This window comes from Aquabacterium lacunae (assembly GCF_004310865.1).
GTDB lineage: Bacteria > Pseudomonadota > Gammaproteobacteria > Burkholderiales > Burkholderiaceae_C > Aquabacterium > Aquabacterium lacunae.
The window spans coordinates 724805-751133 of record NZ_SIXI01000002.1 but is presented as its reverse complement, the minus strand read 5'-3'; the positions used below and the strand labels follow the sequence as shown (position 1 = coordinate 751133).

At 63.9% G+C, this 26329-nt stretch carries 10 protein-coding genes; 5 read left to right on the top strand and 5 right to left on the bottom strand.

The annotated features are described in order from the left end of the window. The first annotated feature begins 86 nt into the window (after nucleotides 1–86). A complete protein-coding gene (recG, locus tag EYS42_RS07065) occupies nucleotides 87–2138 on the top strand; it encodes an ATP-dependent DNA helicase RecG (RefSeq protein WP_130967392.1) in 2052 nt (683 codons plus the stop codon). A gap of 43 nt (nucleotides 2139–2181) precedes the next feature. Next, entirely contained in the window at nucleotides 2182–3105 is a 924-nt protein-coding gene (locus EYS42_RS07060; RefSeq protein ID WP_130967147.1) for a hydrogen peroxide-inducible genes activator, read from the top strand. Here EYS42_RS07060 and EYS42_RS07055 read toward each other — a convergent pair. After that, nucleotides 3097–3933 (bottom strand): BPSS1780 family membrane protein, encoded by an 837-nt coding sequence (locus EYS42_RS07055; RefSeq protein WP_130967146.1) that lies wholly within the window; start codon nucleotides 3931–3933, stop codon nucleotides 3097–3099. The genes EYS42_RS07060 and EYS42_RS07055 overlap by 9 nt on opposite strands. Beyond that, the gene (locus tag EYS42_RS07050) at nucleotides 3930–4886 is read right to left on the bottom strand and encodes a homoserine kinase (RefSeq protein WP_130967144.1); all 957 of its coding nucleotides are present in this window, start codon (nucleotides 4884–4886) and stop codon (nucleotides 3930–3932) included. The genes EYS42_RS07055 and EYS42_RS07050 overlap by 4 nt, the downstream gene beginning before the upstream one ends. Before the next feature lie 126 nt (nucleotides 4887–5012). Between EYS42_RS07050 and EYS42_RS07045 the strand changes: the two genes are divergently transcribed. The 3 genes from EYS42_RS07045 (at nucleotide 5013) to ppk1 (ending at nucleotide 10877) form a co-directional block, all read left to right on the top strand. Beyond that, nucleotides 5013–5681 (top strand): outer membrane beta-barrel protein, encoded by a 669-nt coding sequence (locus tag EYS42_RS07045; RefSeq protein ID WP_130967142.1) that lies wholly within the window; start codon nucleotides 5013–5015, stop codon nucleotides 5679–5681. Between the two features lie 118 nt (nucleotides 5682–5799). Next, entirely contained in the window at nucleotides 5800–8655 is a 2856-nt protein-coding gene (polA, locus tag EYS42_RS07040) for a DNA polymerase I (RefSeq protein ID WP_130967140.1), read from the top strand. A gap of 131 nt (nucleotides 8656–8786) precedes the next feature. Further along, a complete protein-coding gene (ppk1, locus tag EYS42_RS07035; protein ID WP_425358872.1) occupies nucleotides 8787–10877 on the top strand; it encodes a polyphosphate kinase 1 in 2091 nt (696 codons plus the stop codon). 22 nt (nucleotides 10878–10899) lie between these two features. Here the strand turns inward: ppk1 and EYS42_RS07030 are convergent, their stop codons facing one another. From EYS42_RS07030 to EYS42_RS17425, 3 genes are all read right to left on the bottom strand, one after another. Beyond that, a complete protein-coding gene (locus tag EYS42_RS07030) occupies nucleotides 10900–11964 on the bottom strand; it encodes an acyltransferase family protein (RefSeq protein ID WP_130967138.1) in 1065 nt (354 codons plus the stop codon). A gap of 71 nt (nucleotides 11965–12035) precedes the next feature. Continuing rightward, on the bottom strand, nucleotides 12036–17279 hold the full coding sequence (locus tag EYS42_RS07025; protein ID WP_165456655.1) for a calcium-binding protein: 5244 nt from the start codon (nucleotides 17277–17279) through the stop codon (nucleotides 12036–12038). Nucleotides 17280–17628: 349 nt separating this feature from the next. Next, complete coding sequence (locus EYS42_RS17425; RefSeq protein WP_165456654.1) at nucleotides 17629–26088, bottom strand: calcium-binding protein; 8460 nt, start codon at nucleotides 26086–26088, stop codon at nucleotides 17629–17631. Between the last annotated feature and the right edge of the window lie 241 nt (nucleotides 26089–26329).

The window sequence follows — 26329 nt, the reverse complement described above, 5'->3', positions numbered from 1 at the left end:
TGGATCAGCACGTGACTGCCCCGTCTTTCAGCCAGCAAGGTTCAACAGACAGGCCTGGTAAGGCCTTGTCCGCGCCTGCCAAGGCCATGCTGCGCATGGGCCTGCAGCGTGACATCGACCTGGCCCTGCACCTGCCCCTGCGCTACGAAGATGAGACCCGCCTGGTGCCCATCAGCACCCTGCGTGATGGCCAGACCGCCCAGGTGGAAGGCGAGGTGGTCGACAACCGGGTGGACCAGCGCCAGCGCCGCCAGTTGCTGGTGCGCCTGGACGATGGCAGCGGCGAGGTGCTGCTGCGTTTTCTGAACTTCTATGGCTCTCAGCAAAAGGCCTGGACAAAGGGGGTGCGCCTGCGGGTGCGCGGCGAAGTGCGCCACGGCTTTTTCGGGCGCGAGATGGTGCACCCCACGGTGAAGGTGGTGCAGGAGGGCACGCCCCTGGCGGCCTCGCTCACGCCGGTGTACCCCACCACCGCAGGCCTGCCGCAAAGCTACCTGCGCAAGGCCGTGGCCTCGGCCCTGCAGCGCGCTCCCCTGCACGAGGTGCTGCCGCCCGGCATGGTGCCCCGTGGCTGGCCCACCCTGCGCGAGGCCCTGCATGCGCTGCACCACCCGCCGGCCAGCATGTCGGCCGAAGCGCTGGAAGCGCCCCACCATCCGGCCTGGCAGCGCCTGAAATTCGAAGAGCTGCTGGCCCAGCAGACCTCGCAACTGCAGGCCCGTGGTGAGCGCGCCCACCTCAAGGCCCCCGTGCTGCCCACCCGGCCGGGCGGTCTGCAGGAGCGCCTGCTGGCCGTGCTGCCCTTTGCGCTGACCGGTGCGCAGCGTCGAGTGGTCGAAGAGATCGCCCAAGACCTGAACCGGCCCATGCCCATGCACCGCCTGCTGCAGGGCGATGTGGGTTCGGGCAAGACCGTGGTGGCTGCCCTGGCGGCGGCCATCGCCATGGAGGCGGGCTGGCAATGCGCTCTGATGGCGCCCACCGAGATCCTGGCCGAGCAGCACTTCCGCAAGCTGGTGGGCTGGCTGGAGCCGCTGGGCGTGAAGGTGGCCTGGCTGACCGGCAGTCTGCGCAGCAAGGTCAAACAGGCCCAGCTGGCTGCGGTGGCGTCGGGCGAGGCGCACCTGGTGGTGGGTACCCATGCCGTGATCCAGGAGCAGGTGGCCTTCCAACGCCTGGGCCTGGCCCTGATCGACGAGCAGCACCGCTTCGGCGTGGCCCAGCGGCTGGAGCTGCGCCGCAAGCTCGAAGCGCAAGACCTCGAGCCCCACCTGCTCATGATGAGCGCCACGCCCATCCCGCGCACCCTGGCCATGACCTACCTGGCCGACCTTGACGTGTCGACGATCGATGAGCTACCTCCTGGCCGAACCCCCATCGTGACGCGGGTGTTCGGCGATGCCCGCCGCCCCGAGGTGATCGAACGCATCCGCGACGAAGTGGCCAAGGGCAGCCAGGTGTACTGGGTGTGCCCCCTGATCGACGAGACCGAAGCCTCCGACCAGGCCGCCGACGAGCAGGCCGGGCGCGCTTCTCAGCGCCGTGCGCCGCTCGACCTGTCCAACGTCACGCAGACCCATCAGGAGCTCAGCGAGGCCCTGGCGGGCCACGGGGTGGGCCTGCTGCACGGGCGCTTGCCCGCGGCCGAAAAGGCCGAGGTGATGGCGAAGTTTTCCGCCGGTGAGTTGTCGGTGCTGGTGGCCACCACCGTGATCGAAGTGGGGGTGGACGTGCCCAACGCCAGCCTCATGGTCATCGAACACGCCGAGCGTTTCGGCCTGAGCCAGCTGCACCAGCTGCGTGGCCGCGTGGGCCGTGGCTCGGTGGCCAGCGTGTGTGTGCTGCTGTTCAGCGCGCCCTTGTCTGACCAGGGAAAGCAGCGCCTCAAAGCCATGGCCGAAACCACGGATGGCTTCGAGATCGCGCGGCGCGATCTCGACATCAGAGGCCCGGGCGAGTTCATGGGGGCGCGGCAATCGGGCGCCGCCCTGCTGCGCTTTGCCGACCTGATGGCCGACCAGGACCTGCTGGATCGCGCCCGCGAGGCCGCCGAAACCCTGTTGCGCGACCACCCCGAGGCCGCGCGCCAGCACATCGCGCGGTGGCTGGGCGGCAAGGAAGAGTTCCTCAAGGCTTGACCACTTGACCAGGGGCCCCTGCGCTTTCCCCTAAGATGCCGGCATGACCCTGACCGAACTTCGCTACATCGTCGCCGTGGCCCGCGAGCGCCATTTCGGCCGTGCCGCCGAGGCCTGCTTTGTGGCCCAGCCCACGTTGTCCGTGGCCGTCAAGAAGCTCGAAGAAGAGCTGGACGTGAAGATCTTCGAGCGCGGCAACGCCGAGGTCAGCGTCACGCCGCTGGGCGACGAGATCGTGCGCCAGGCCCAGGCCGTGCTGGAGCAGGCCGCCGCCATCAAGGAGATCGCCAAGCGCGGTAAGGACCCGCTGGCTGGCGCTTTGCGTCTGGGCGTGATCTACACCATCGGCCCCTACCTGCTGCCCGACCTGGTGCGCCAGAGCATCGAGCGCACGCCGCAGATGCCACTGATGCTGCAGGAGAACTTCACGGTCAAGCTGCTGGACATGCTGCGCACGGGCGAGATCGACTGCGCCATCCTGGCCGAGCCCTTCCCGGACACGGGCCTGGCCATGGCGCCTCTGTACGAAGAGCCCTTCATGGTGGCCTTGCCCAAGACCCACCCGCTGGCCGCGCACGAGGCCATCGACGCCGAAGAACTCAAGCAGGAGACCATGCTGCTGCTGGGCTCGGGCCATTGCTTCCGTGACCACGTGCTCGAGGTGTGCCCCGAGTTCGCACGATTTTCCAGCAATGCCGAGGGCATTCGCAAGAGCTTCGAGGGATCTTCACTGGAGACCATCAAGCACATGGTGGCGGCCGGCATGGGCGTCACGGTGGTGCCCATGCTGAGCGTGCCCCGCGAGCCGCAAAGCCATGTGGTGTACCGGCCGTTCAAGGGCTTGCCCCCCACGCGCCGGGTGGTGCTGGCCTGGCGGCGCAGCTTCACGCGTTACGAGGCCATCGCGGCCTTGCGCAACGCGATATACGCCTGCCCCTTGCAGGGCGTGACCCGGCTGTCAGACTGAGCGGTTGTCGTCGCGGTCTTCAGGACCGTCTGCAGGCGGGTGACCGGGGCCCTCAAGCCCTTCCTGCCTGGGCTCGAAGCAGTCCACCACGGTGAAGTACAGCGAGGCATAGAAGGCCGAGGCCACCCACATGCCTGCGAACACGGTGATCACCTGGGCCACAAAGGGCACCGGGATCAGGGTGTCAATGGCACGCACCAGCAGCCCCATGGCCACCAGCACGCCCATCCAAACCGCCCCGTACACCATGAAGGCGCCCAGGTTGCGCCAGCTGGCCACCGCGCTGAAGAACAGCGCCTTGACCGGCGGGATGCGGCCCCAGAACATCAGCGCGGGGGTGTGCCAGAACGCCAGGCTCAGGGGCAGGGCGAGCAAGGCGCGCCATGCCATGCTTTCCAGCATGACCGTGTCGGACAGCAGGTCGGCGTTTTCGTTGCTGGCTTCGAGCACCTTGGCCATGTCTTCGGCGTCGGGCCCCACGAAGCTTGAAAGCACCACCACGAGCAAGGTGCCTGCGGCATACAGACCGCCCAGCTGCAGCCAGCGGATGCGGTCTTCAGGCGCACGCCAGGGCTCGATCAGCACCGCAGGTGAAATCTTCTCGTTGGCCATCACACGGCGCACGGCCAGCATGAAGCTCATCCACAGGGCCGGCATGGCCACGACCACGGCGATCAGGCCCAGGATCTGCAACGCCATCAACAGCATCACCAGGGTGGCCACCAGCCCGAACAGGCTCACGAAACCCAGGGGCTGGTTGATGCACATCTGCAGGCCCTGGCGGGCCCATTGATAGCCGCGGCTGGCGGGAACGACGATCAGTTTCATCGCTGCCAGGCCCAGGGTTGGGTGCGACGCAGGGTCAGCACGCGTTCAAAGTGGGTCGGGTCATGCGGCTGCAGCATGCTGGCCTCGCGGGGCAGGTGAAAGTCCCACAGGCGCGAGGTCCAGAAGCGCAAGGCGCCGGCACGCAAGGCGTCGGGCAGGGCTGCCACTTCGGTGTCGCTCAGGCGGCGCTGCTGGTCATAGGCACGCACGAAGGCGTCGGCCCGGGCAGCGTCCAGGGCGCCTTTGGCCAGGTCGATGCACCAGTCGTTCAGGCACACCGCAATGTCGAACACGAAGGTGTCGCAGCCCGCGAAGTAGAAGTCGAAAAAGCCCGCCAGCGTGGGGCCGTCGAACATCACGTTGTCGCGGAACAGGTCGGCGTGCACGGGGCCGCGAGGCAGGCTCTGGTGAGCGGTGGTGGCGGCCAGTTGCTGCTGGTGGGCCAGTTCGGTGCGGATCAGTTCGGCCTGGGCCTCGTTCAGGTAGGGCAGCACCACCGGCACGGTGTCGGTCCACCAGGCCAGGCCGCGCAGGTTGGGCTGCTGCAGCGGGTAGTCCTGCCCGGCCAGGTGCATGCGCGCCAGCATGGCGCCCACCTGGGTGCATTCGTTCACGCCGGGCTGCAGCTGGTTTTGGCCGGCCAGGCGCGTGACCACGGCCGCTGGCTTGCCCTTGAGCGTGTGCAGGATTTCACCTTGTGCATCAGGCTGCGGCGCGGGCACCGGGATGCCCTTGAGGGCCAGGTGGCGCATCAGCTGCAGGTAGAAGGGCAGCTGTTCGAAGCTCAGGCGCTCGAACAGGGTCAGCACGTAGCGGCCCTGGTCGGTGTCGGCGAAATAGTTGGTGTTCTCGATGCCCGAGGTGGCGCCTTTGAGCGACTGCAGTGTGCCCAGCTGGAGGCGGGTCAGCAGGCCTTGGGCCTCGGCAACGGTGACTTCGGTGAAAACGGCCATGATTGAGCGTAAACCCTCAGGGGGGGCGGGCAAGCGAGAGCGTGATTGTAGGTTTGGCTGTGGCAGACTTCATTGGTTGTCGCCCCTGAATGGGCGGACTGCCCTCACACACCCTCAGCCCTCACCATGAAAAGCAAAACCCGTCCCGCCCAATCTTGTCGCCTGCACCGCCTGCAGTTGGCCGCAGTGGCCGCGCTGATGTCGATGGCTGTGGTCTCTCCCTCGATGGCTGCTGAAGACAGCGGCTTTGATCTGGACAAGTATGTGCGACCCGGCACCTTGTATGCCGCCGCGAGCATCGGTTTGCTGAACACGGGGTTTGATTGCAAGGATCCATCGGGCAATTCGTATTTCTCGTGCTCACGCCCACTGATTGGGGGCAAGGTGTTTGGTGGCTACCGCATGACGCCGAGCCTGGCCACCGAGGTGAGCTTCTATTACCTGGGTGGCAGTGAAGTGGCGACAGCCGGCGCAGCCTCTCCTGTCACTGAGAATTACCGCAAGAGTGCCACCCGCGCGATGGCGATCGGCATCGACTGGACCAACGAACTGTTCCAGGTCATGAACCAGCACATCCGGTTTGGTATTGCCCGTGTGTATTCGACAAACAAGCTGGGTTACACCAATGGCACGTCTGGCGTTCAGAAGGACAACGTGATCGCCCCTTACGTGGGACTGGGCATGTCCTACCTGTTCAACGACCACGTTCGGTTCTATTCAAGCTTCGACCTGTTGCACACCAAAACCGAGGGCAATATCCAGGTCTTCTCGATGGGGCTGGGCATCGAAAACTGATGGCTGAGCATTCGCCAGCAAACGCCAAGCCACCTTAGGGTGGCTTTTTCATGTCTGTTGCGCTGGAACACTCGGCGCAGCCCCAGTCAAGGTTCCATCGGTGCGAGACAATCACGCCATGACCGATACCGCCACCCCCGCAGTTGCCGCAGCCCCCGAAAACGACCGCCCCGTGATGCTGCTGGTCGACGGCTCCAGCTACCTGTACCGGGCCTTCCATGCCATGCCCGATCTGCGGGGCCCGGGCGGCATCCCGACCGGGGCCATCCATGGGGTGGTCAACATGATGGCGTGGATCCGTGACCACATCAACGCCGAGCACGCGGTGTGCGTGTTCGACGCCAAGGGCCCCACCTTCCGCGATGCGTGGTACCCCGAGTACAAGGCCCACCGCCCGCCCATGCCCGATGATTTGCGTGCGCAGATCGAGCCCATCCACGAAGTGGTGAAACTGCTGGGCTGGCCCGTGCTGGAAGTGCCTGGCATCGAAGCCGACGACGCCATCGGCACGCTGGCGCGCATGGCGGCCGATGCCGGGCACCGCGTGGTGGTGTCCACCGGCGACAAGGACCTGGCCCAGCTGGTGAACCCGCATGTCTCGCTGATCAACACCATGGCCAAGCCGCCCGAGGTGCTTGACGAGGCTGGGGTGCTGGCCAAGTTTGGCGTGCCGCCCGAGCGCATCATCGACTACCTGACCCTCATCGGTGACGCGGTGGACAATGTGCCCGGCGTGGAAAAGGTGGGCCCCAAGACGGCCGTGAAGTGGCTGGCCGAGCATGGTTCGCTTGACGCCATCATCGCCGCGGCTGCCAGCTTCAAGGGCGCCACCGGTGAGAACCTGCGCAAGGCGCTCGACTGGTTGCCCCAGGGGCGTCGCTTGATCACCGTGAAGCTCGACTGTGACCTGGCGGGCCATGTGCCGCAATGGCCCTCGCTCGATGCCCTGGCCTTGCGGGCGCCCGACCTGCCCGCGCTGCTCGATTTCTACACCCGATTCGGATTCAAGAGCGCCAAGGCCGATCTGGAGCGTCAGCTGGGCGGCGGCAAGGCCGCAGCCTCCAAAGCCAGCCGCGCAGACAAGGCCGCCGCCAGCGGCATGGACGACCTGTTCGCGCAGCCCGAAGTGCAGGACGAGCCAGCCCACGCGGCGCCCCCCGCGCCGTCGAACACCCGCTACGACACGGTGCTCGACTGGCCGATGTTCGACGCCTGGCTGGCCCGCCTGAATGCGGCCGAACTCACCGCCTTCGACACCGAGACCGACAGCCTGGACCCCATGCAGGCCCGCATCGTGGGCCTGTCGTTCAGCGACCGGGTGGGCGAGGCCTGCTACATCCCCTTGCGCCATGAGGGGCCTGATGCGCCCGTGCAATTGCCGCTCGACGAGGTGCTGCGCAAACTGCGCCCCTGGCTGGAAGATGCCGGCAAGCCCAAGGTGGGCCAGAACATCAAGTACGACACGCACGTGCTGGCCAACCATGGCATCCAGGTGCAGGGCTATGCCCACGACACCATGCTGCAAAGCTATGTGCTGGAAGCCCACCGCAAACACAACCTGGAAGATCTGGCCTTGCGCCATGCCGGCCGCAGTGGCCTGAGCTATGAAGAAGTGGCAGGCAAGGGTGCCCAGCAGATCCCGTTTGCCCAGGTGTCGGTGGAGCGCGCCGCGCAATACTCGTGCGAAGACTCTGACCTGACCCTGCATGTGCACCAGGCCCTGTGGCCGCGCCTGCAGGCCGAGCCGCAGTTGCTGGACATCTACCAGCGCTTTGAAATGCCCACCTCGCGCGTGCTGCAAAGCATCGAGCGCCAGGGTGTGCTGGTCGACCCAGGCCTGCTCAACAAGCAGAGCCACGAACTGGCCCAGCGCATCGTGGCCCTGGAGCAAGAGGCCTACGAGCTGGCCGGGCAGCCCTTCAACCTGGGCTCACCCAAGCAGCTGGGCGAGATCCTGTTCGTCAAGCAGGGCCTGCCGGTGGTCAAGAAAACCGCCACGGGCGCCCCATCGACCAACGAAGAGGTGCTGGAAAAGCTGGCCGAAGACTACCCGCTGCCCGCCCGCATTCTCGAATACCGCGGCCTGGCCAAGCTCAAGTCCACCTACACCGACAAGCTGCCCCTGATGGTGAACCCGCAGACCGGCCGCGTGCACACCAACTACGCCCAGGCGGTGGCCGTGACGGGCCGCCTGTCGAGCAACGAGCCGAACCTGCAGAACATCCCGGTGCGCACTGCCGAGGGCCGGCGCATCCGAGAAGCCTTCATCGCGCCCCCGGGCCACGTGATCGTCAGCGCCGACTATTCGCAGATCGAACTGCGCATCATGGCCCACATCTCGCAAGACGAGAACCTGCTCAAGGCCTTTGCCGAAGGCCTGGACGTGCACAAGGCCACGGCCGCCGAGGTGTTCGGTGTGCCGGTCGAACAGGTCAGCAGCGAACAGCGGCGCTACGCCAAGGTCATCAACTTCGGCCTGATCTACGGCATGAGCGCCTTTGGCCTGGCCAGCAACCTGGGCATCGAACGCAGCGCAGCCAACGCCTACATCGACCGCTACTTCCAGCGCTTTGCCGGTGTGAAGCGCTACATGGACGACACCCGCGCCCAGGCCAAGGCCCAGGGCCATGTGGAAACCGTGTTCGGCCGGCGCCTGTGGCTGCCCGAGATCAACAGCCCCAACGGCCCCAGCCGCGCCGGCGCCGAACGGGCGGCCATCAATGCGCCCATGCAGGGCACGGCCGCCGACCTGATCAAGCTGGCCATGGTGGCCGTGCACGACACCCTGGCCCAGCAGGGCCGGAGCAGCCGCATCATCATGCAGGTGCACGACGAACTGGTGCTGGAAGTGCCCGAGGCCGAGCTCGACTGGGTGAAGGCCGAGGTGCCGCGCCTGATGGCCTCGGTGGCCACCCTGCGGGTGCCGCTGCTGGCCGAGGTGGGGGCTGGCCCCAACTGGGAAGCCGCGCACTGACACGGCATCATCGCTGTCACATTCCCCTTGATGGGTGTCACAGGTCTGTCATCAGGGCTTGTCACAATCCATCGAGGGAGTTGTTGTGCCGAAAGTGATGTGCTGTGAACCCATCTGAAGTGCCTGATTCGTTGTCTGCCACGCCCGAGGGCGAGCCGGGCCCTTCGCACCTGCCGCAGGAGGCCCGTGTGTTGAAGCTGCTCAGCCGTGAACAGGCCATCCTGGAGTTCAATCGCCGGGTACTCAGCCAGGCGCGCCGGCATGACGTGCCGCTGCTCGAACGCCTGCGCTACGTGTGCATCATGGCCTCGAACATGGACGAGTTCTTCGAGGTGCGCTACAGCGACCTGCTCGAAGCCGTGCATGTGAAGGGCACGGGCATCGGCCCTGAAGACATCGACGCCATCGTGGCGGCCGCCCATGAGCTGGTGCGCGAGCAGTACGCCGTGTTCAACGACACATTGCTGCCCCACCTGCACAAAGAGGGCATCGACATCCTCAACCACGCCGACCGCAACGAGGCGCAGCGTGACTGGGTGGCGGGCTTCTTCCGCAAGCAGGTGCAGCCCCTGCTCACGCCCATCGGGCTCGATCCGTCCCACCCCTTTCCTCAGGTGGCCAACAAGTCGCTCAACTTCATCGTCAAGCTGGGCGGGCGTGACGCCTTCGGCCGTGACAACGCCATTGCCATCGTGCGCATCCCGCGCGTGCTGCCGCGCGTGATCAAGCTGCCGCCCAAGGTGACGGGCAACCGCCAGGCCTTTGTGCTGCTGTCGAGTGTGGTGCGGGCCCACCTGACCGAGCTGTTCCCGGGCCGCGAGATCAAATCGTTTTCGCAGTTCCGCCTCACGCGCGATTCCGACATCGACGTCGACGAAGACGACGTGACCAACCTGCGTCAGGCCCTGCGCTCGAAAATGAGCACGCGCCAGTTCGGTCAGGCCGTGCGCCTGGAAGTGGTGGCCTCGTGCCCCGCCGAGCTGTCTGACTTCTTGCTGGAGCAGTTCAGCCTGAGCGAGCAGTCGCTGTACCGGGTCGATGGCCCGGTGAACCTGGGGCGCCTGACTCAGCTGGTCGACCAGGCCGACGCTGACCACCTGCGCTTTGCGCCCTACCTGCCTGGCTGGCCCGATGACCTGCCGCGCCATGGCGATGTGTTCGAGCGCATCAGCGAGGGCGATGTGATGCTGCATCACCCCTTCGAAACTTTCGATGCCGTGGTGCATTTCCTGCGCGAAGCCGTGCACGACCCCGACGTGCTGGCCATCAAGCAGACCATCTACCGCACGGGCAGCGAGTCGGTGCTGATGGAGCTGTTGCTGGAAGCCGTGCGCCGGGGCAAGGAGGTGCTGGCCGTGGTGGAGCTGAAGGCACGCTTCGACGAGGAAGCCAACATCAACTGGGCCGAGCGCCTGGAGGCCCTGGGTGCCCAGGTGGTGTACGGCGTGGTGGGCCTGAAAACCCACGCCAAGATGCTGCTGGTCACGCGCCGCGAGGGCAAAAGCCTGCGCCGCTATGCCCACTTGTCGACCGGCAACTACAACCCGCGCACGGCCAAGCTGTACACCGACGTGGGTTGGCTGACGGCCAGCCCCGAACTGACCAGCGACGTGGACATGATCTTCCAGCAGCTGGCCAGCCTGACCCAGCTGAAGGCGCCCAAGCAATTGCTGCTGGCCCCGTTCACGCTGCACAAGCGCATGCTCAAGCACATCGAGCAGGTGGCGCATGCGGCCGATGCCGGCCAGCGTGCGCGCATCGTGGTGAAGGTCAATGCCCTGACCGACGAGCCCCTGATCCGCGCCCTGATCGATGCGGCCCAGCGCGGCGCCCAGATCGACCTGATCGTGCGCGGTGCCTGCATGCTGCCGCCGGGTGTGCCTGGCCTGACCGACCGCATCCGCGTGCGCTCGGTGGTGGGCCGCATGCTGGAGCACACCCGCGTGCTGTATTTCAGCTGGGGCGAGGGCGATGCGCATGAGGCGCTGTACCTTTCGAGCGCCGACTGGATGAACCGCAACATGAGCCGGCGCGTGGAAGTGGCCTGGCCTGTGAACGATGCGGCCTTGCGCCAGCGCGTGATCGATGAATGCCTGGTCCCCTACCTGCTGGATGGCCGCGATGCCTGGCAGCAGCAGCCTGATGGCCACTATGTGCGGTCTGGCGAAAGCGGTGTCAGTGCGCAGCATGCATTGATGGACCTGCACCGCGCCAGCAGTTGACACGGCGGTAGCCCCAAGGGCTTCAAGCCAGTTTCCGGGCCCGTCGCATGCCTGGAGCCTCGATCCATCGGTAACCCAAGGCGGCCATCGACAGAGCGGCCAGTACGCTCACGCCCAACGCCAGCCAGGGCTTGTCCAGCAAAGCAGTAGCGGCCATGGCAATGCCCAAGGGATGCCAAAGGTACAGTGAATACGACCATGCACCCAGGCGTTCCAGTGCGCCAGGCACGTTCAGGCGTGTTGCGCCCAGCAACAGCAACAGCAGCCCGGCAGTGTGCATCCAAGGCATCACGAAGCGCTGGGCTTGCAGGCCCCAGCTGCCCGGCAACAATGGCAGGGTCAAGCTGGCGCAAAGCAGACCAATGCCCAGCCAGGCGCCGATGCGTGACTTTGGCAGCCGCTGGGTCCATGCAGGACGATGGGCCAGCACGTGTGCCAGCCAGGCGCCCAGGCACCATGTCCACCACGTGGCGGCGAAAGTGTGTTGGATCAAAGTGCGCGAATCACCTGGTGGAGCCCACGCAGAAATGCCATACGTCAGTGCGCCCAGGCCCATGGCCAGCATCAGGGTGCGGCAAAGCTGGGCGCTATCCTTGAACCATGGCCACAACCATGCGTACAGGAGGTAGAAATGGCACTCGACCACCACCGACCAGACCACATTGTTGATCGCCACCCTGGATGGCACGTCGAAGCTTGAGAGCAGCAACAGGTGCATGCCCAGGTCGCGCCAACTGCCTGGTGCAAGCAAGTTGCCATCCAAGCGCCCCTGCAGCAAGAAAAAGCACAGCAGGCAAATCAGCAGCGATGGGTAGATGCGAAGGAACCGTCGCGCAAGGAATGTGGCGCGGTTCAAGGGCTCGTGGGAGCTGGCGAGCCGCCAGTGGATGCACAAGCCACTGAGAATGAAGAACAGGCCCACAGCCCAACGCCCGGCGCCTTCGAGCACACGTGCTCCTGCACTGTGTGCAGAGAAAAGCTCAAATTGCTGACTCCCGTGATGCAGCAGCACGGTCAATGCAGCGATGCCACGCCAAGCATCCAGATGCTTCCAAGGCAAAGAGGCCGGGGCGGGGGAATGACTCATGAAGCCTCAATGGACCAGGGGTGACATTGTCGGCCACATCCCGGCTGAAGACGCGGGATGTGGCCAGTGGTTCACACCCAGCTGCTGGCCAGCACCGGTTGCAGGGCCTTGGCAGTGGCCGTGGGCAGTGTGGTGGTGCCTTCAGCGGGAGCGCTGAACTTGGCCATGGCGCTGACCAGGCTGTTGACCTTGCTGCTGCTCAGGCTCTTGCCGTCGCTGCTGGTGAAGGCCTCGACCCGGTAGGCGCTGCCCTTGAACCAGTCTTGCACCGTGACACGGTCTTGCGTGCCGATCACCGACACCACCAGGCTTTGGCCACTGCGGGTGAACCACAGCTGGTTGGCGGCCACGTCACCGAAAGCCAGCACGTCCTTGCTGAACAAGCTGATGTCAGTTTCGATCAGGGTGTCCTGCCCATCGCCACGCTTGAAGCGGTAGGTGTCGGCCCCGCTGCCACCGATCAGGGTGTCGTTGCCCTGGTTGCCGATCAGCGTGTCATTGCCTGCCAGGCCACTGAGGTTGTCGGCCTTGCTCTGGCCGGTCAGCATGTCTTTGCCACTGGTGCCCTTGAGCGTGAGCGGCTGCACACGGGCCTCCTGGATCAGCGCTGCGCCCGTGGTGCGGGTGCCGTCGGCGAACTGCACGGTCAGGCCGTCCCAGCTGCCCAGCTGGTCGAGCGTGATGCGGTCGGTGCGGCCGGCAAAGCCCAGGCTGAGCTCGCTACCGCCCGTGGTAGGCAGTTGCGACAGCTGCAGGCTGCTGCGGGTCAGGCCGGCGCCCAGCACCAGGGCGTCGAGGCCGTCGGCATGCAGCAGGTCCTGTCCGTCACCGGCGTTGAAAAACACGGTGTCGGCGCCTTCGCCGCCCGTGATCTCGTCGTTGCCCAGGCCACCGGTGAGTTGGTCGTTGGCCAGGCCACCGCTGAGAGAGTCATTGCCACCGCCGCCGAACAGGGTGTCTGCGCCGTTCTTGCCCGTGAGGGCCTCGGCGGCGTCGGTGCCTTGCAGGTTCAGAGGGGCCAGGTCACGGGCAGCTTGCAGCAGGGCCGCGCCGCTGGTGGCAGTGCCGTCGGCAAACTGCACGGCAAGGCCGTCCCAGGTACCGGCGTTGTCCAGCGTGATGCGGTCGGTGCTGGCGGCCGTGCCCACTGCGAAGGTGAGGGCGGTGTCGCTGGCCGTGAAGGCCTGCAGTTGCAGCGAGTTTTGCGTGATGCCGGAGCCAAAGCTCAAGGTGTCGAGGCTGTCGGCGTGGATCAGATCCAGGCCATCACCCACGTTGAAGAACACGGTGTCGGCGCCTTCGCCGCCACTGATCTCGTCGTGACCTTGGCCGCCAGTGAGCTGGTCGGCATCAAGCCCGCCGTTCAGTGTGTCGTTGTCGGCGAGTCCTGTCAGCGTGTCAGCACCATCGCCGCCAACGAGCATGTCTTGTGAATCGGTACCTCGCAATTCAAGAGGAAGAGGGCGCTCTGGTGTGGTCGGGAGACTGTCCAGCAAGATGGACGATTGGTCTGAGAAATTCAGAACGACATTTTTCGGTGATGAGACACCAGTCATGATGATGTGGCCATTGCCTTGTGGCATCACCAGCCGCAGGACCGTGGGATCTTGCAAGGATTGCTTCACACTCAGATCGGCCTGCTGGATGCCTTCGCCCAAGGTCAATTCGAGGCGAGCGCCATTCAGCTGGATCGTGTCTTCGCCATCGCCCCGTTGGTAGGTCACGCGAGCACGACCGCCAAGGGCATCGGCATGGAAGACCAGCAAGTCATTGCCCGTCCCTCCGTCCAACGTGGCGTATCCCGGGCTTCCGGTCAATGTGTCGTTCCCTCCGAGGCCTTTGATGGTCAGGTTATCCAGATTGCTGGACAGAACGTCGTCCGTTTCCAATCCGAACAGCGTGGCATCGAAGTTGGACCATGCATCCAAAAACACCTTGCGATACCCGTCCTGGAAACGGAAGTTGTAGCCTGAGAACGGCGTGTCAGGTTTCAGCTGGAACGCCGGATTTCGGTCGATGTAGACATCAGCGATTTCATGACCGGAGCGCTGCCTCGGAAACACATCAAAGACCATGCCCACATCATGTTCATTCAGCTTCCATCCCAGCTCGATGACATCGTTGTATCCAGCAGTGACCAGGTCTCGTCCGTCACCCAGGTTGTAACGTATGGTGTCGCTGTTCGCGCCAGTGATGATGATGTCGTTGCCTGGGCCGCCGGTGTAGTCGTCAAGACCCGATTGACCGATCAGCGTGTCATTTGCGGCTGATCCCACCAGGGTGTCGTTGCCTGCTGTGCCCTCCAGCAACCCAGAGCCCGTCACAGTGATGCCTTTGGCTGCCGTGATGAACAAGGTGCCCAAAGACATGGTGGATCCATCACTGAAGGCCACCTGTGTCTGACCGCCTGCAGCCGACTCTTCAATGGTCAGACGGGTTGGCAGCCCTTCAAAGCTCAGCGTGTGGATGTTGCCCGCCGCATTGACCGTGACAGCGATTTGATCCAGCCTGATGCCGTTCGGGAGCTTCACGGTGTCTTCCGATGAGCCCTTCACGCGCACCTCCACTGCGTCGTTTGCGATGACGTAGGTGTCTGCTCCTGTTCCTCCGTCCAACGTGTCGGAAGTGCCTGCGGCGACCAGCGTGTCTTGCCCACGACCTCCCAAAACCAGGTTGTTGCCGGCAGCGCCAGACAAGACATCGTCGCCTGTCGACCCGTACAGGGTGTCGTTGCCCGTCGATCCTGTCAGTTGGCTGAACCCGGGGTGCATCACCAGGACGCCTTCGCGGCCCGAATCGTGCGTTTGCTGGAAAACGTCTGCCAGCTTCAGGGGGCTTTGTGCGCCCCAGCTCACTTCGTCCAGCGCGGAGGTCCAGGTGCGCGTCTTGGGGTCGACCAACCCATGGATCGTCACCCGGTGCGTCGGTACATCATTTCCGGCGGGGTGCAGGGTCAGTTCCAGGTACTGGTCCACCGTGTCCAGTGTTTGGCTGTTGTCAGACCAGGCAAAGATGCGGGTCGCCAAGCGTGCGCCCTCGGGGGCACCTTCAAACACGACCCGGTCTGTGCTCACAGCAGCGTCGTCAGTGTCTCCAGCAGCGATCCGGGCTGACTCACCCGATCGGACAACAAATGTGTCAGACCCTGGGGTGTTGTCCATCCCAAACTGGCCACTCACGAGGGTGTCGTTCCCAATGTTCCCGATGACTTGCACTCTGTTGCGTCCATCCAGCAGTGATCCTTCTGGCAGCGCATAAAGGGGGGAGGTGCGCTGGCTGGATGCAACCGTCCCGATTCGCATCAGATCGGTCGCGCTCAAAGTCTGGTCGTCAAACAGCAGTCGGTCGAATGCCACCCGATCCTGAATCAGCGCGTTGCCCGCATCTTTGAGGTAAACCGTGCTGCCATCTTTGAACGTGATTCGCAGGTCGTGGTTGATGGCCTCCGGAGGCGCACCAGTATCACCCACCGGGTCCTCGATGCCTGGGCGCCAGTCGCCTTGGTAGTTGAGTGCACCGCCAGTTCCGATGGCTCGTGCCCAGGAGGTGGCGCTTCGCCAGTCCGCATGCATCAGATGGCCTTGCTCGACGTCGACAATGTCGCCGACGGTTCGCCCTTTGAAGTGAATGTCGACCTCTTCCTGGATGCGTGCTGCAGCAGAATTCTGGTCCGTGTGGCGTGTGCCCAGTACTGCGCTTGCACCGGCCTTGATGAAGATCTGGTCGTTGCCGGCAATGTCGAAAAACCAGTCCTTTTCACCGCCGCCAATCAGGGTGTCGTCCCCATCGCCGCCAGCGATGATGTTGACGCCATAGCTGCCATCGAGTCTGTCATTGCCACCCGAGCCGATCAAAGTGTCATTGCCGATTCCGCCTTTCAATGTGTCAGCTTCTGATGTCCCGTTCAGACCTTGGTTGGCGGTCGATCTCGCCATCAGCGTCCGGATTTGATCTGTATCCAGAACGGTACCATCGGGCAGTGTGACGGTCTCTCCGAGGTGTGTGCGATCGCTGTTGAAATACCCTTCAAGCACCACGCCAGAGGTCGAGGTGGGTTGCGACAGGCCACCTTGCTTCATGCGAACGTAGGTGTCGGCATCTCGGATCAACAGGCCGTTCGCGGTGTATGCGAGTGAGTCACCTGTGATGAACACATAGTCATCGACGCCAAGTTCAGGCGCGCCTTCAAGAACAAGGTGGTCCGGGGAATTGCCCTGCCCGAAATCAGACACGCGGACTGTCGTGGTGGTGTCTCCTACTCGGCCAGTGAGTGCGCCTGTTCGCAAGGTGTCCTCGCCGTCACCCAGGATGATCGTGCCTGAGCGTTGGGCGATTCTGAGGTCATCGTCGCCGCCCAACGCATTGATATTCAATGCTTCGCCACTGGCCAGGGACGGCGCGGTATACGTGTCAGATTGCTCTGTGAATGCCTGGCTTTGTTCCACCTGTTGGCGATTGAACCTGCCCACACCGGTGATCACGAATGAGCCGTCTGCACTGGCTTCCGCTCCCCAGTAATGAAGAATGTCCGCGGCGTAGGTGTTGCCAGCGGCATCCTGCATGCTGACTTTCAGCGTGTCTTCGATGCGCTCGAATCGCACGCTGGCAGGCGTGGCATTGACGCGATTGATCCAGCTCACGAGCTGTTGGGCCGGTCCTGCGTAGAACCGCTGGCCGTTGCCGTGCATGACTTGGCTGGTATCGAATGTCTGAGCGCTGAAGGTGGCGTCCTGAGTGAGTGACAGCACCATCTCGCCACCGAGGCGATTGTCGATGACGTCGCGGCTGCCTGCATCGATCAGGTACTCGTTGCGCCCTTGACCACCTCGCAGGGTGTCTGTGCCTGCAGCTCCGAACAGGACATCATTGCCATGGCCTCCCACCAGCAGGTCGTTGCCGTCGCCGCCGTCAATCGTGTCGTCATCGCCGCCACCCCAAAGGCTGTCGTCGTCGGCTTGCCCGTAGAGAGAGTCCCGGCCCGCCCAGCCTCGCAGTTCATCTCTCCCTTGTCCTCCCTCCATCAAGTCCGTCCAGCTGCCACCACGCAAGGTGTCGGCATGCGCACTGCCCGTCACGCTCTGGAATGTGGCAGTGAGCCCCGTCAGGGCACTCAGCCCATAGCGCTGAGTGCCCAATTGAATGGCCTCGAAGTCATCTCTGCCGAAAATAGACGAGGCGCCAGGGTCGTTGGCATCCCAGGCGATGTTCTCCAGGACCACGGTGCCATTGGCAGGCGGCGCGTCTTCTTCAGTTTGCCTGAGTGTGATCTCGATGTTGCCGTTGAACTGAATGCCGGACATGGCGTCCGTTCGCATGATGCTTGGAGCGAGTGAAACGACCAGATCCTCGCGAGAGACGCTGCCTGTGGGGCCGTTATAAACCACGATGTCATCGGTTGAGGGCACGAAAGGTAACCCTCGGTCTGGGTGCTGGTCCCGGATGGTCAGTGTGCCGTTGAGCTGATTGATGACATACGTGTCGTCACCCGAGCCGCCACTGAGGCTCGATGCATCGGGCTCTGCCACCCAGGTTTGTGGTGCGGGTGTGCTGGGCCCAGGTAAGGATGAGAGGTCTTGCCAAGTGCTCATGTCGGTGTTCCTTTGGATTGAAGTGGGTTCAGGCAGTGACGAAACGTGGTGGGGCCACTCAGGGCCCTCCAGGACATCACACCCAGCTGCTCGCCAGCACAGGTTGCAGGGCCTTGGCAGTGGCCGTGGGCAGTGTGGTGGTGCCTTCAGCCGGTGCGCTGAACTTGGCCATGGCGCTGACCAGGCTGTTGACCTTGCTGCTGCTCAGGCTTCTGCCGTCGCTGCTGGTGAAGGCCTCGACCCGGTAGGCGCTGCCCTTGAACCAGTCTTGCACCGTGACACGGTCTTGCGTACCGATCACCGACACCACCAGGCTCTGGCCACTGCGGGTGAACCACAGCTGGTTGGCCGCCACATCACCAAAGGCCAGCACGTCTTTGCTCAGCGTGTTGAAGTCGTTCTCGATGAGGGTGTCTTGCCCATCGCCACGCTTGAAGCGGTAGGTGTCGGCGCCGGTGCCGCCCATCAGGGTGTCGTTACCCTGATTGCCGATCAGCGTGTCATTGCCACCCAGGCCACTGAGGGTGTCGGCCTTGCTCTGGCCAGTCAGCGTGTCCTTGCCGCTGGTGCCCTTGAGCGTGAGCGGCTGCACACGGGCCTCCTCGATCAGCGCTGCGCCCGTGGTGCGGGTGCCGTCGGCGAACTGCACGGTCAGGCCGTCCCAGCTGCCCAGCTGGTCGAGCGTGATGCGGTCGGTGCGCCCGGCAAAGCCCAGGCTGAGTTCGTTGCCACCGGTGGTGGGCAGTTGCGACAGCTGCAGGCTGCTGCGGTTCAGGCCGGCGCCCAGCACCAGGGTGTCCAGGCTGTCTGCGTGCACCAGATCTTGCCCATCGCCGGCGTTGAAGAACACGGTGTCGGCACCTTCGCCACCGGTGATCTCGTCGTTGCCCAGGCCGCCGGTGAGCTGGTCATTGGCCAGGCCCCCCTTGAGCGTGTCGTTGCCACCGCCACCGAGCAGGGTGTCGGCGCCGTTCTTGCCTGTGAGGGCCTCGGCGGCGTCGGTGCCTTGCAGGTTCAGAGGGGCCAGGTCGCGGGCGGCTTGCAGCAGGGCTGCGCCGGTGGTGGCGGTGCCGTCGGCGAACTGCACGGCAAGGCCGTCCCAGGTGCCGGCGTTGTCCAGCGTGATGCGGTCGGTGCTGGTGGCCGTGCCCACTGCGAAGGTGAGGGCGGTGTCGCCTGCCTTGAAGGCCTCCAGTTGCAGCGATGCCTGGGTGATGCCGGCGCCGAAGCTCAGGGTGTCGAGGCTGTCGGCGTGGATCAGGTCCTGTCCATCACCCAGGTTGAAGAACACGGTGTCGGCGCCATCGCCACCGGTGATCTCGTCGTTGCCCAGGCCGCCAGTGAGCTGGTCGTTGGCCAGGCCACCGCTGAGCGAGTCATTGCCACCGCCGCCGAGCAGGGTGTCTGCGCCGTTCTTGCCTGTGAGGGCCTCGGCGGCGTCGGTGCCTTGCAGGTTCAAGGGGGCCAGGTCACGCGCAGCTTGCAGCAGGGCCGCGCCGGTGGTGGCAGTGCCGTCGGCGAACTGCACGGCAAGGCCGTCCCAGGTGCCTGCGTTGTCGAGGGTGATACGGTCGATGCTGGCGCTGCCCACCGCGAAGGTGAGGACGGTGTCGCCTGCCTTGAAGGCCTGCAGCTGCAGCGAGTCCTGTGTGATGCCTTCGCCAAAGCTCAGGGTGTCGAGGCTGTCGGCGTGGACCAGGTCTTGGCCGTTACCTGTGTTGAAGTACACGGTGTCGGCACCTTCGCCGCCAGTGATCTCGTCGTTGCCCAGGCCGCCGGTGAGCTGGTCGTTGGCCAGGCCACCCTTGAGCGTGTCGTTGCCACCGCCGCCGATCAGGGTGTCGGCGCCGTTCTTGCCTGTGAGGGCTTCGGCGGCATCGGTGCCTTGCAGGTTCAGGGGGGCCAGGTCACGCGCGGTTTGCAGCAGGGCTGCGCCCGTGGTGCGCGTGCCGTCGGCAAACTGCACGGTCAGGCCGTCCCAGGTGCCCGCGTTGTCGAGCGTGATGCGGTCGGAACCGGTGCCCGTGCCCACAGCGAAGGTGAGGGCGGTGTCGCCTGCCTTGAAAGCCTGCAGTTGCAGCGAGGCTTGCGTGATGCCTGCGCGGAAGCTCAGGCTGTCCAGGCTGTCGGCGTGGATCAGGTCTTGCCCGTCACCGGCGTTGAAGTACACGGTGTCGGCACCTTCGCCGCCAGTGATCTCGTCATTGCCCAGGCCGCCAGTGATCTCGTCATTGCCCAGGCCGCCACGGAGCGTGTCATTGCCACTGCGGCCGACCAGCGTGTCGTCGGACGACGTTCCCGTCAAAACCAGTGGTGCCAATGCCTGGGCTGCCTGGACCAAGGCACCCACGCGTGTCCTGTAGCCGTCTGCGAACTGGATGGCCATTTCACTGTAGTCACCCACATTGACCACCGTGATCTGGTCGGTGCTGTTGGCAAATCCGAAGACCAGATTGCCATAGCGCTCGGTGAATGGCTGAAAGGTCAAACTGTTGTAGGTGAGTCCGGCACCCAGCACCAGGGTGTCGAACTGATCACCGTGGATCACGTCCTGTCCGTCATTCGCCCTGAAATAGAACGTGTCGTCGCTGTATCCACCAAAGAGCTCGTCATTGCCTGTTCCTCCGGTCAGCTTGTTCGAGCCTGGGCCACCGATCAATGTGTCGTTTCCCGCGCCGCCGTTGATGGTGTCGTTGCCCAGACGGCCCTCCAGCAGGTCGTCCTGGTCGGTGCCTTTCAGCGACAGCGGAACCAGGTTCCGTGCCTCTTGCAGCAGCTTGGCGCCGGTCCAGTCGGGGCCGGTGAAGCTTTTCACCACCAGGTTGTCCCAATTGCCGGGGGCGGTCAGCTGGATGGTGTCTGTCGTGTTGTAGAACCCAATGGTGAGTGTCGTGTCTCCGTCTCTGAATGGGCGGACGGCCACGATCAGCGAGTTGTCCAGGATCACGGTGTCCTGATTGTCTGCGTTCAGCGTGTCCTGACCATCCTTGGCACGGAAGTAAATGGTGTCGTGGCCTGCGCCTCCAGAGACCAGGTCATTGCCTTTGCCGCCAGTCAACACGTCATCTCCATCGCCCCCATTGAGCCTGTCGTTGCCTCCCATGCCAGACAGCGTGTCGTCCATTGGCGTGCCATTCAGGGTGTCGGCTGTGTCTGTGCCTGTGAGCGAGGTGCCCTGCCATGCCCCTGTGGCACGCAACAGCTCTTTGCCCGTGATGACTGTCGTATTGGCGTATCGCGGATCAAAGTGGATCTGCAGGTCATCCCATGAGCCCACGCGGTCCAGGGTGATGCCGGTTGTGCCGCCATGCATGGTGAAACTCAGCGATGCATCACCCATCTCGAATGGTTGGAGCGAGAGTTCGCTCATGCCGGAGACATCAGGCAGGTACAACATGTCCTGGTTGTCGACATGAATGAGGTCGAACCCATCGCCCTTCGCGACGGCGATCGTGTCGGCGCCTTCTCCGCCTGTGACTTCGTCGTTGCCCGTGCCGCCTCGCAGGAGGTCGTTGCCAGCGCCACCCTCCAGGAGGTCGTCACCACCCAGGCCCAGCAAGGTGTCTGGCTGATCGGTGCCGATCAGCGTATCGGCCGCGTCGGTGCCACGCATGGACAGGGCTTTGCCCGTGGAGGCCTGGAGCCACAAGTCATTGACGGTGACCTCGGAGCCGTCCGCAAACGTCAACACCGTGGAGTCGTCGAGGAGGTAATCGTCACGCGGGTAAAGCGGGAAAAGGGTGGTTGGCAGCGTCAGTTGGTCATTGCTGTCGCTGAAGCCGATGGTGATCACTTCGCCACGGGCTGTGCTCTCGGTCAGCACACGCAGCGACTCGCGCAACAACCCTGGTCCGAACAGCACGGCAGCCCCTGCGCCGTCCAGCGTGTCCTTACCATCACCCTTCTGGAACTTCAGGGTGAAGCGCCCCGAGTTCTTGATCAGGTCGTCACCTTGGCCGCCATCCAGCAGGTTGTCCCCAAAGCCGCCGATCAGGGTGTCGTTCCCCCCACCCCCGATGAGGGTGTCATGGCCGTTGAATCCGGTGATGAGTTCTGGCAGGTCTGTGCCTTCCCTCAGGACGGGTGCTTTCAACCGGCCCTGGTGTATCAGCTCGGTGCCGCTGATGAGGCTGTTGTAGCCGATCTTGACCGAGAGGCCGTCCCAGCTGCCGATGTTGGCCAACGTCAGCACGTCATCGGTGTCCTGGATGCGGATGCGGAGGTCTTGATCGCCCGCGAGGACCGGCAGGACGTCCACCCCGAGATAAGCTGGCCATGGTGCGCTGAGTTGCAGCACATCGAGGTGATCGGCGTAGATCGTGTCCGAGCCGCCGCCCATGGTGTACTGGATCGTGTCACGACCTTGCCCCCCGCTGACCACGTCGTTCCCCATGCCTGACTGGATCAGGTCATCGCCCGCTGTGCCTTGCAGCGTCTCAGGGGCATCCGTGCCGGTGACGGTGGTGCCGACCTCTCCAAATGCCGAGCGTGTCACGCTCAGTTCGCCCAGCGTGCCAGCGCTGCCATCCGAGAAGTTGATCAGGTAATCCTTGGGCTGCCCCATGTTCTGGAACGTGAGGCTGCCTTCGGTGCCGCCGATGTGCAGGCGGTACAGCGTGGGGTTGAGGCTGGATTGCTCCAACGCAAGGGATCCTCGGGTGATGCCCTCGCCAAACTTCAGCGTCATGCCGTTGCCACCCAGGATCACCGTGTCATGCCCGTCGCCCTGACGGTAAACGATGGGGGTACGGTCGTAGACCCCGGCAGAGGTTTGGCTGGTTTCGAACAGCAGGGTGTCATCGCCCCTGCCCCCGTCAAGGGTCACGCCCCAGGGGCCGGCGATGAGGGTGTCATTGCCGTCCATGCCTTGCAGCACATCGGCCTTCAAGGTTCGGGTGTCGAGCAGATTGTCAGCCTGTGTGCCGGTCAGGGTGGTGGTCAGTCCGCTGGTGGCTTGCACCCCGTCACTGAACTGCAGGCGAACTGTGCCGCTTTTTGCAAGGCCTTCGAACAACATGCCCTGTTCGTTCGGATAAGGCGAAGATGCCGACACCACCAGGCCACCCTGTCCGGAGTAGCTGGAGCCGATGTACATCGGCACACTGGCTTGTTTCCAGTCCAGTTCGATCAGGTCCTGAGCGGACACCGACCGGATGGTGTCCATGCCGTCTCCGAACGCGTAACGGACGGTGTCGGCGTCGGCGCCCAGCTCGATCAGGTCGTTTCCCTGGCCGCCCACGTACAGGTCCTTGCCCGAAACGCCACGAAGCGTGTCGTTACCGCTCAGCCCCAACAGCGAGTCATTGGCCGGAGACCCCTGGATCAGGCCCGAGGCAGGACTGGTCAGCCCGGCAATGGTGTTGCTCACCAGCTCGTCAAGTGTGACGCTGGGCGCATCGCCAAACTGGATGCGGAGGTTTCGAGTGTCTTGGGTATTGGCGATGCGCACCTCGGTGGTTTGGCCCGCGAAGCGCAGCGTGTAGGCTTTGAGGCCCGCATTCGTGGCGGTCTTGTCCCATTCAAGGCGCAGGTCTTCTGGTCGCAGCGTGCCCGTGAAGCGGATGAGGTCCTTGCCCAGTGGGGTGATTTCAGCGATGCCAGTGAGGTTGGAGATCTCGAACACATCGTCACCCAGACCGCCGTTCAGGGTGTCATGGCTGCCGGTGGAGATCAGTACGTCGTTGCCATCGCCAGCAATCAGGAGGTTGTTCCCAGAGCCGCCTTCCAGCGTCTCTGCGCTGGCGGAGCCGTACAGGGTGTCATCGCCAGCCAGGCCCTGGATGCGTCGCCGGCCATCGAATGTCAAGAGCGTGTCCGCACCATCGGTTCCTTCGATTTGCTCTGCGATGTTGCGCAGCTGCAAAACTGGACCCGTGCCCAGTTGCACCTCGTCAAACGCACTCGCCCATGCGCGTTCCTGCCCGATCCACGCGTAGGGGAGATCGGCTGTGTGGGTTGTGGTGCCATCAGGCAATTGCACGGTGAGTTGCAAGTGGGTCACCGCGTTGGTGTCGCTCGTGCCATTGGTGGGCCCCACGTACTTGACACGCAGCTGAGACTCCGCCGTGGTGCCTTCGAAGACGATGCGATCGGTGGTCTCTGCCAGGTCTTGCACATCGAAGGCGGTCAGGCTGATCTTTTCACCTGGCCGAATGACAAAGGTGTCTGAACCCGCTGAATTGTTCACGCCATAGGCCGAGCCCACGATGGTGTCGTCACCCACATTGCCAACGACCCCGACCTTGCCTTGTCCGTCCAGCAGCCCGCCCTCTGGCAGTCCGAACAGGTCACCCGAGGTGATCTTGTCGGCTTGCGTGCCCAGCTTGAGGAGATCCTGAACGGTCAAGGTGGTGTCATCGAAGACCAGTTGATCAAACACCTTCCGGTCGGTGATGTTGTTGTTCACTGCCGCGAGCAATGCGATGGTCGAGCCATCGTTGAAGGTCACCAGCAGGCTGTGTGTGCCGGCTGGGTCATCCACAAATTCACTCTCAATAGCCGGCAGCCACCGCCCCTTGTAGTGGGCAGGGCCTTGCTCTTGCTGTGGGTTGCGGTAGGGATTGATGCTGGCCAGGAGCTGGTAACGGAGATGTCCATGAGACACACCGGCGATGTCCTGGCTGCTGCGGCCGTTGAGCATCACCTGGATGTTCTCGGCCTGCCATTTCTCGGCATTGCCGATGTCGGTGGCCAGAGGGGCCAGCACAGCACTCGCGTGGGGGCGGATCACGATGGTGTCGTTGCCCGTGATGTCCAGCATCCAGTCCATGATGCTGCCGCCCTTCAGGGTGTCGTTGCCCTGGCCACCGTACAGATTGTTGACCCCGTAGCCACCATCGATGAGATCGTCGCCATCGCCGCCTCTGAGGGTGTCATTGCCCATTGCGCCCTTCAGGGTGTCCGCGCCGGCAGTACCGTTCTGGATGGTCGAGTCGGTGGTTGCGAATGGAATGTCGGACCAGATCAGGACCGTGCCGTCAGGCAGCGTGATGGTCGAGTCTGTCGCCTTGGGCTGGCCATCGTCACCGAAAAAGTTTTCCAGAACGATCCGGCTGGAGGCGTCCGCCTCACCAGGCGCTCCATTCACGCTGCGGGCATAGCCGTCCGCGTCGCGAATCACGAGGCGCCGGCCATCTCGTGCGAACAGGAAATCGTTGACGCCGAGGCTTTCTGGGCTGCGCAGCACGAGCTGGTCGGGTTCTGTTCGGGCGCCGAAATCCGTGATCACCAGTGTTTGTCCCTTGTCGGGGCCTGTGCCATTGAACAGGTTGCTGACGAGGGTGTCTCGCCCTTCCCCCAGGGTCACGGTGCCACCAACTTCACCCATGCTCAGCACGTCGTCGCCTTGTTTCGCGTCGAGGTGCAGCAAGGTGTTGCCGGTGGTGAGCGGTGCGCCGTAAGTGTTCGCCCCGTTGTCCAGCAGCCCCTGCTCTTCGATGCTCTGGCGGTTGTAGGTGCCCAGTCTGCCCAGCGTGAACGTGCCAGCGGCGTCGGCTTCTGCCCCCCAGTAATGAAGGATGTCGGCCGAGTACGCTTGCCCGGTGGTGTCGTTGACAGTGAGTCGCAGGGTGTCACCCCACCGTTGAAACTGCAGGGAGTCGCCGTCCAGCGCCGCTTCGCTGACCTGCGCGTTCAGCGTGTAGCTGCCCGCTGTGTAGAGATTCGCGTAGTGCGTCGAGGTGTACAGCAGGCCGCTCAGATCGACCTTGTTCAGCGTTGCTTCGGTGTCGGTGGTGAACCGGATGCTGAATGGAGCACCGCCACGGTTGTCGATGACATCCTGGCCCGACGGGGAGAGGATGTACACATTGCTGCCCTGGTTGCCAATCAGGGTGTCCGTGCCTGCGGCCCCGAACAGGGTGTCGTCACCGTAGCCTCCTGCGAGCAAGTCGTTGCCTATGCCGCCATCCAGAAAGTCTTCGTCACCGCCGCCCCACAAGGTGTCGTCGCCTGCCTGCCCTTGCAGCGTGTCGCGTTCTGCCATGCCGCGCAATTCGTCGGCTCCCTCACCACCTTGGATCAGGTCACGCCAGTGATTGCCGCGCAGGGAGTCGGTCTGGTCCGTGCCATTGACGGTGTTGGGTTGGGCGCCTTTTTGGGCCAGGTCGCTGAACGAGTACCAGCTTGTGCCCAGTTGAATCGACGAGATGACATTGGAGTTGACCGCCCAGTCGTAAAAGGGGCCCACACCATCCCAGACGGCGTCGACCAGCACGAGGCGACCATTCGCGGGTGCGGCATCTTCTTCGGTCTGTTTCAGGGTGATCTCGATGTCGCCTCCCTGAACATTGATCAGGAGGTCAGCTGGCGTCAGCGTGCGGGAGGCGTCAGGGCCGTTGTAGACGATCCTGTTGTATTCGCCGTCAGAGCTGGTGTCGTTGTACCGATCGTAAAGACGGACGGTGCCATCGAGTTGATTGACGATGTAGGTGTCGGAGCCGTTGAGGTCCGAGATCTGGGTGTCGTTGGGTTGCAGCGTCCAGGTCTGAAGGACGGGCTCTCCGTAGGCGTTGTAAGTGGTCGTGACTGAGGCCATCTGTTGCTCCCTTGCGCTGTGATGTGTGAGCATCCAAAGGGAGCCCCCCGCCTGGATGGGTGGGTAGTGATGGCTCCCGTTGAATGGATTTCTTTCAACTCAGATTAGCAAGTTGCGGCGATGAATGAAATGGTGACCCGCCATGTGTGGCGTGCTGGCGTGGCCTGAAAGTGCCGACATCGTCGCGGTTGGTGCCGACTCCCCCCTTAGGGGTGTTCGTGTTTCCTCGCACCGCAATGAC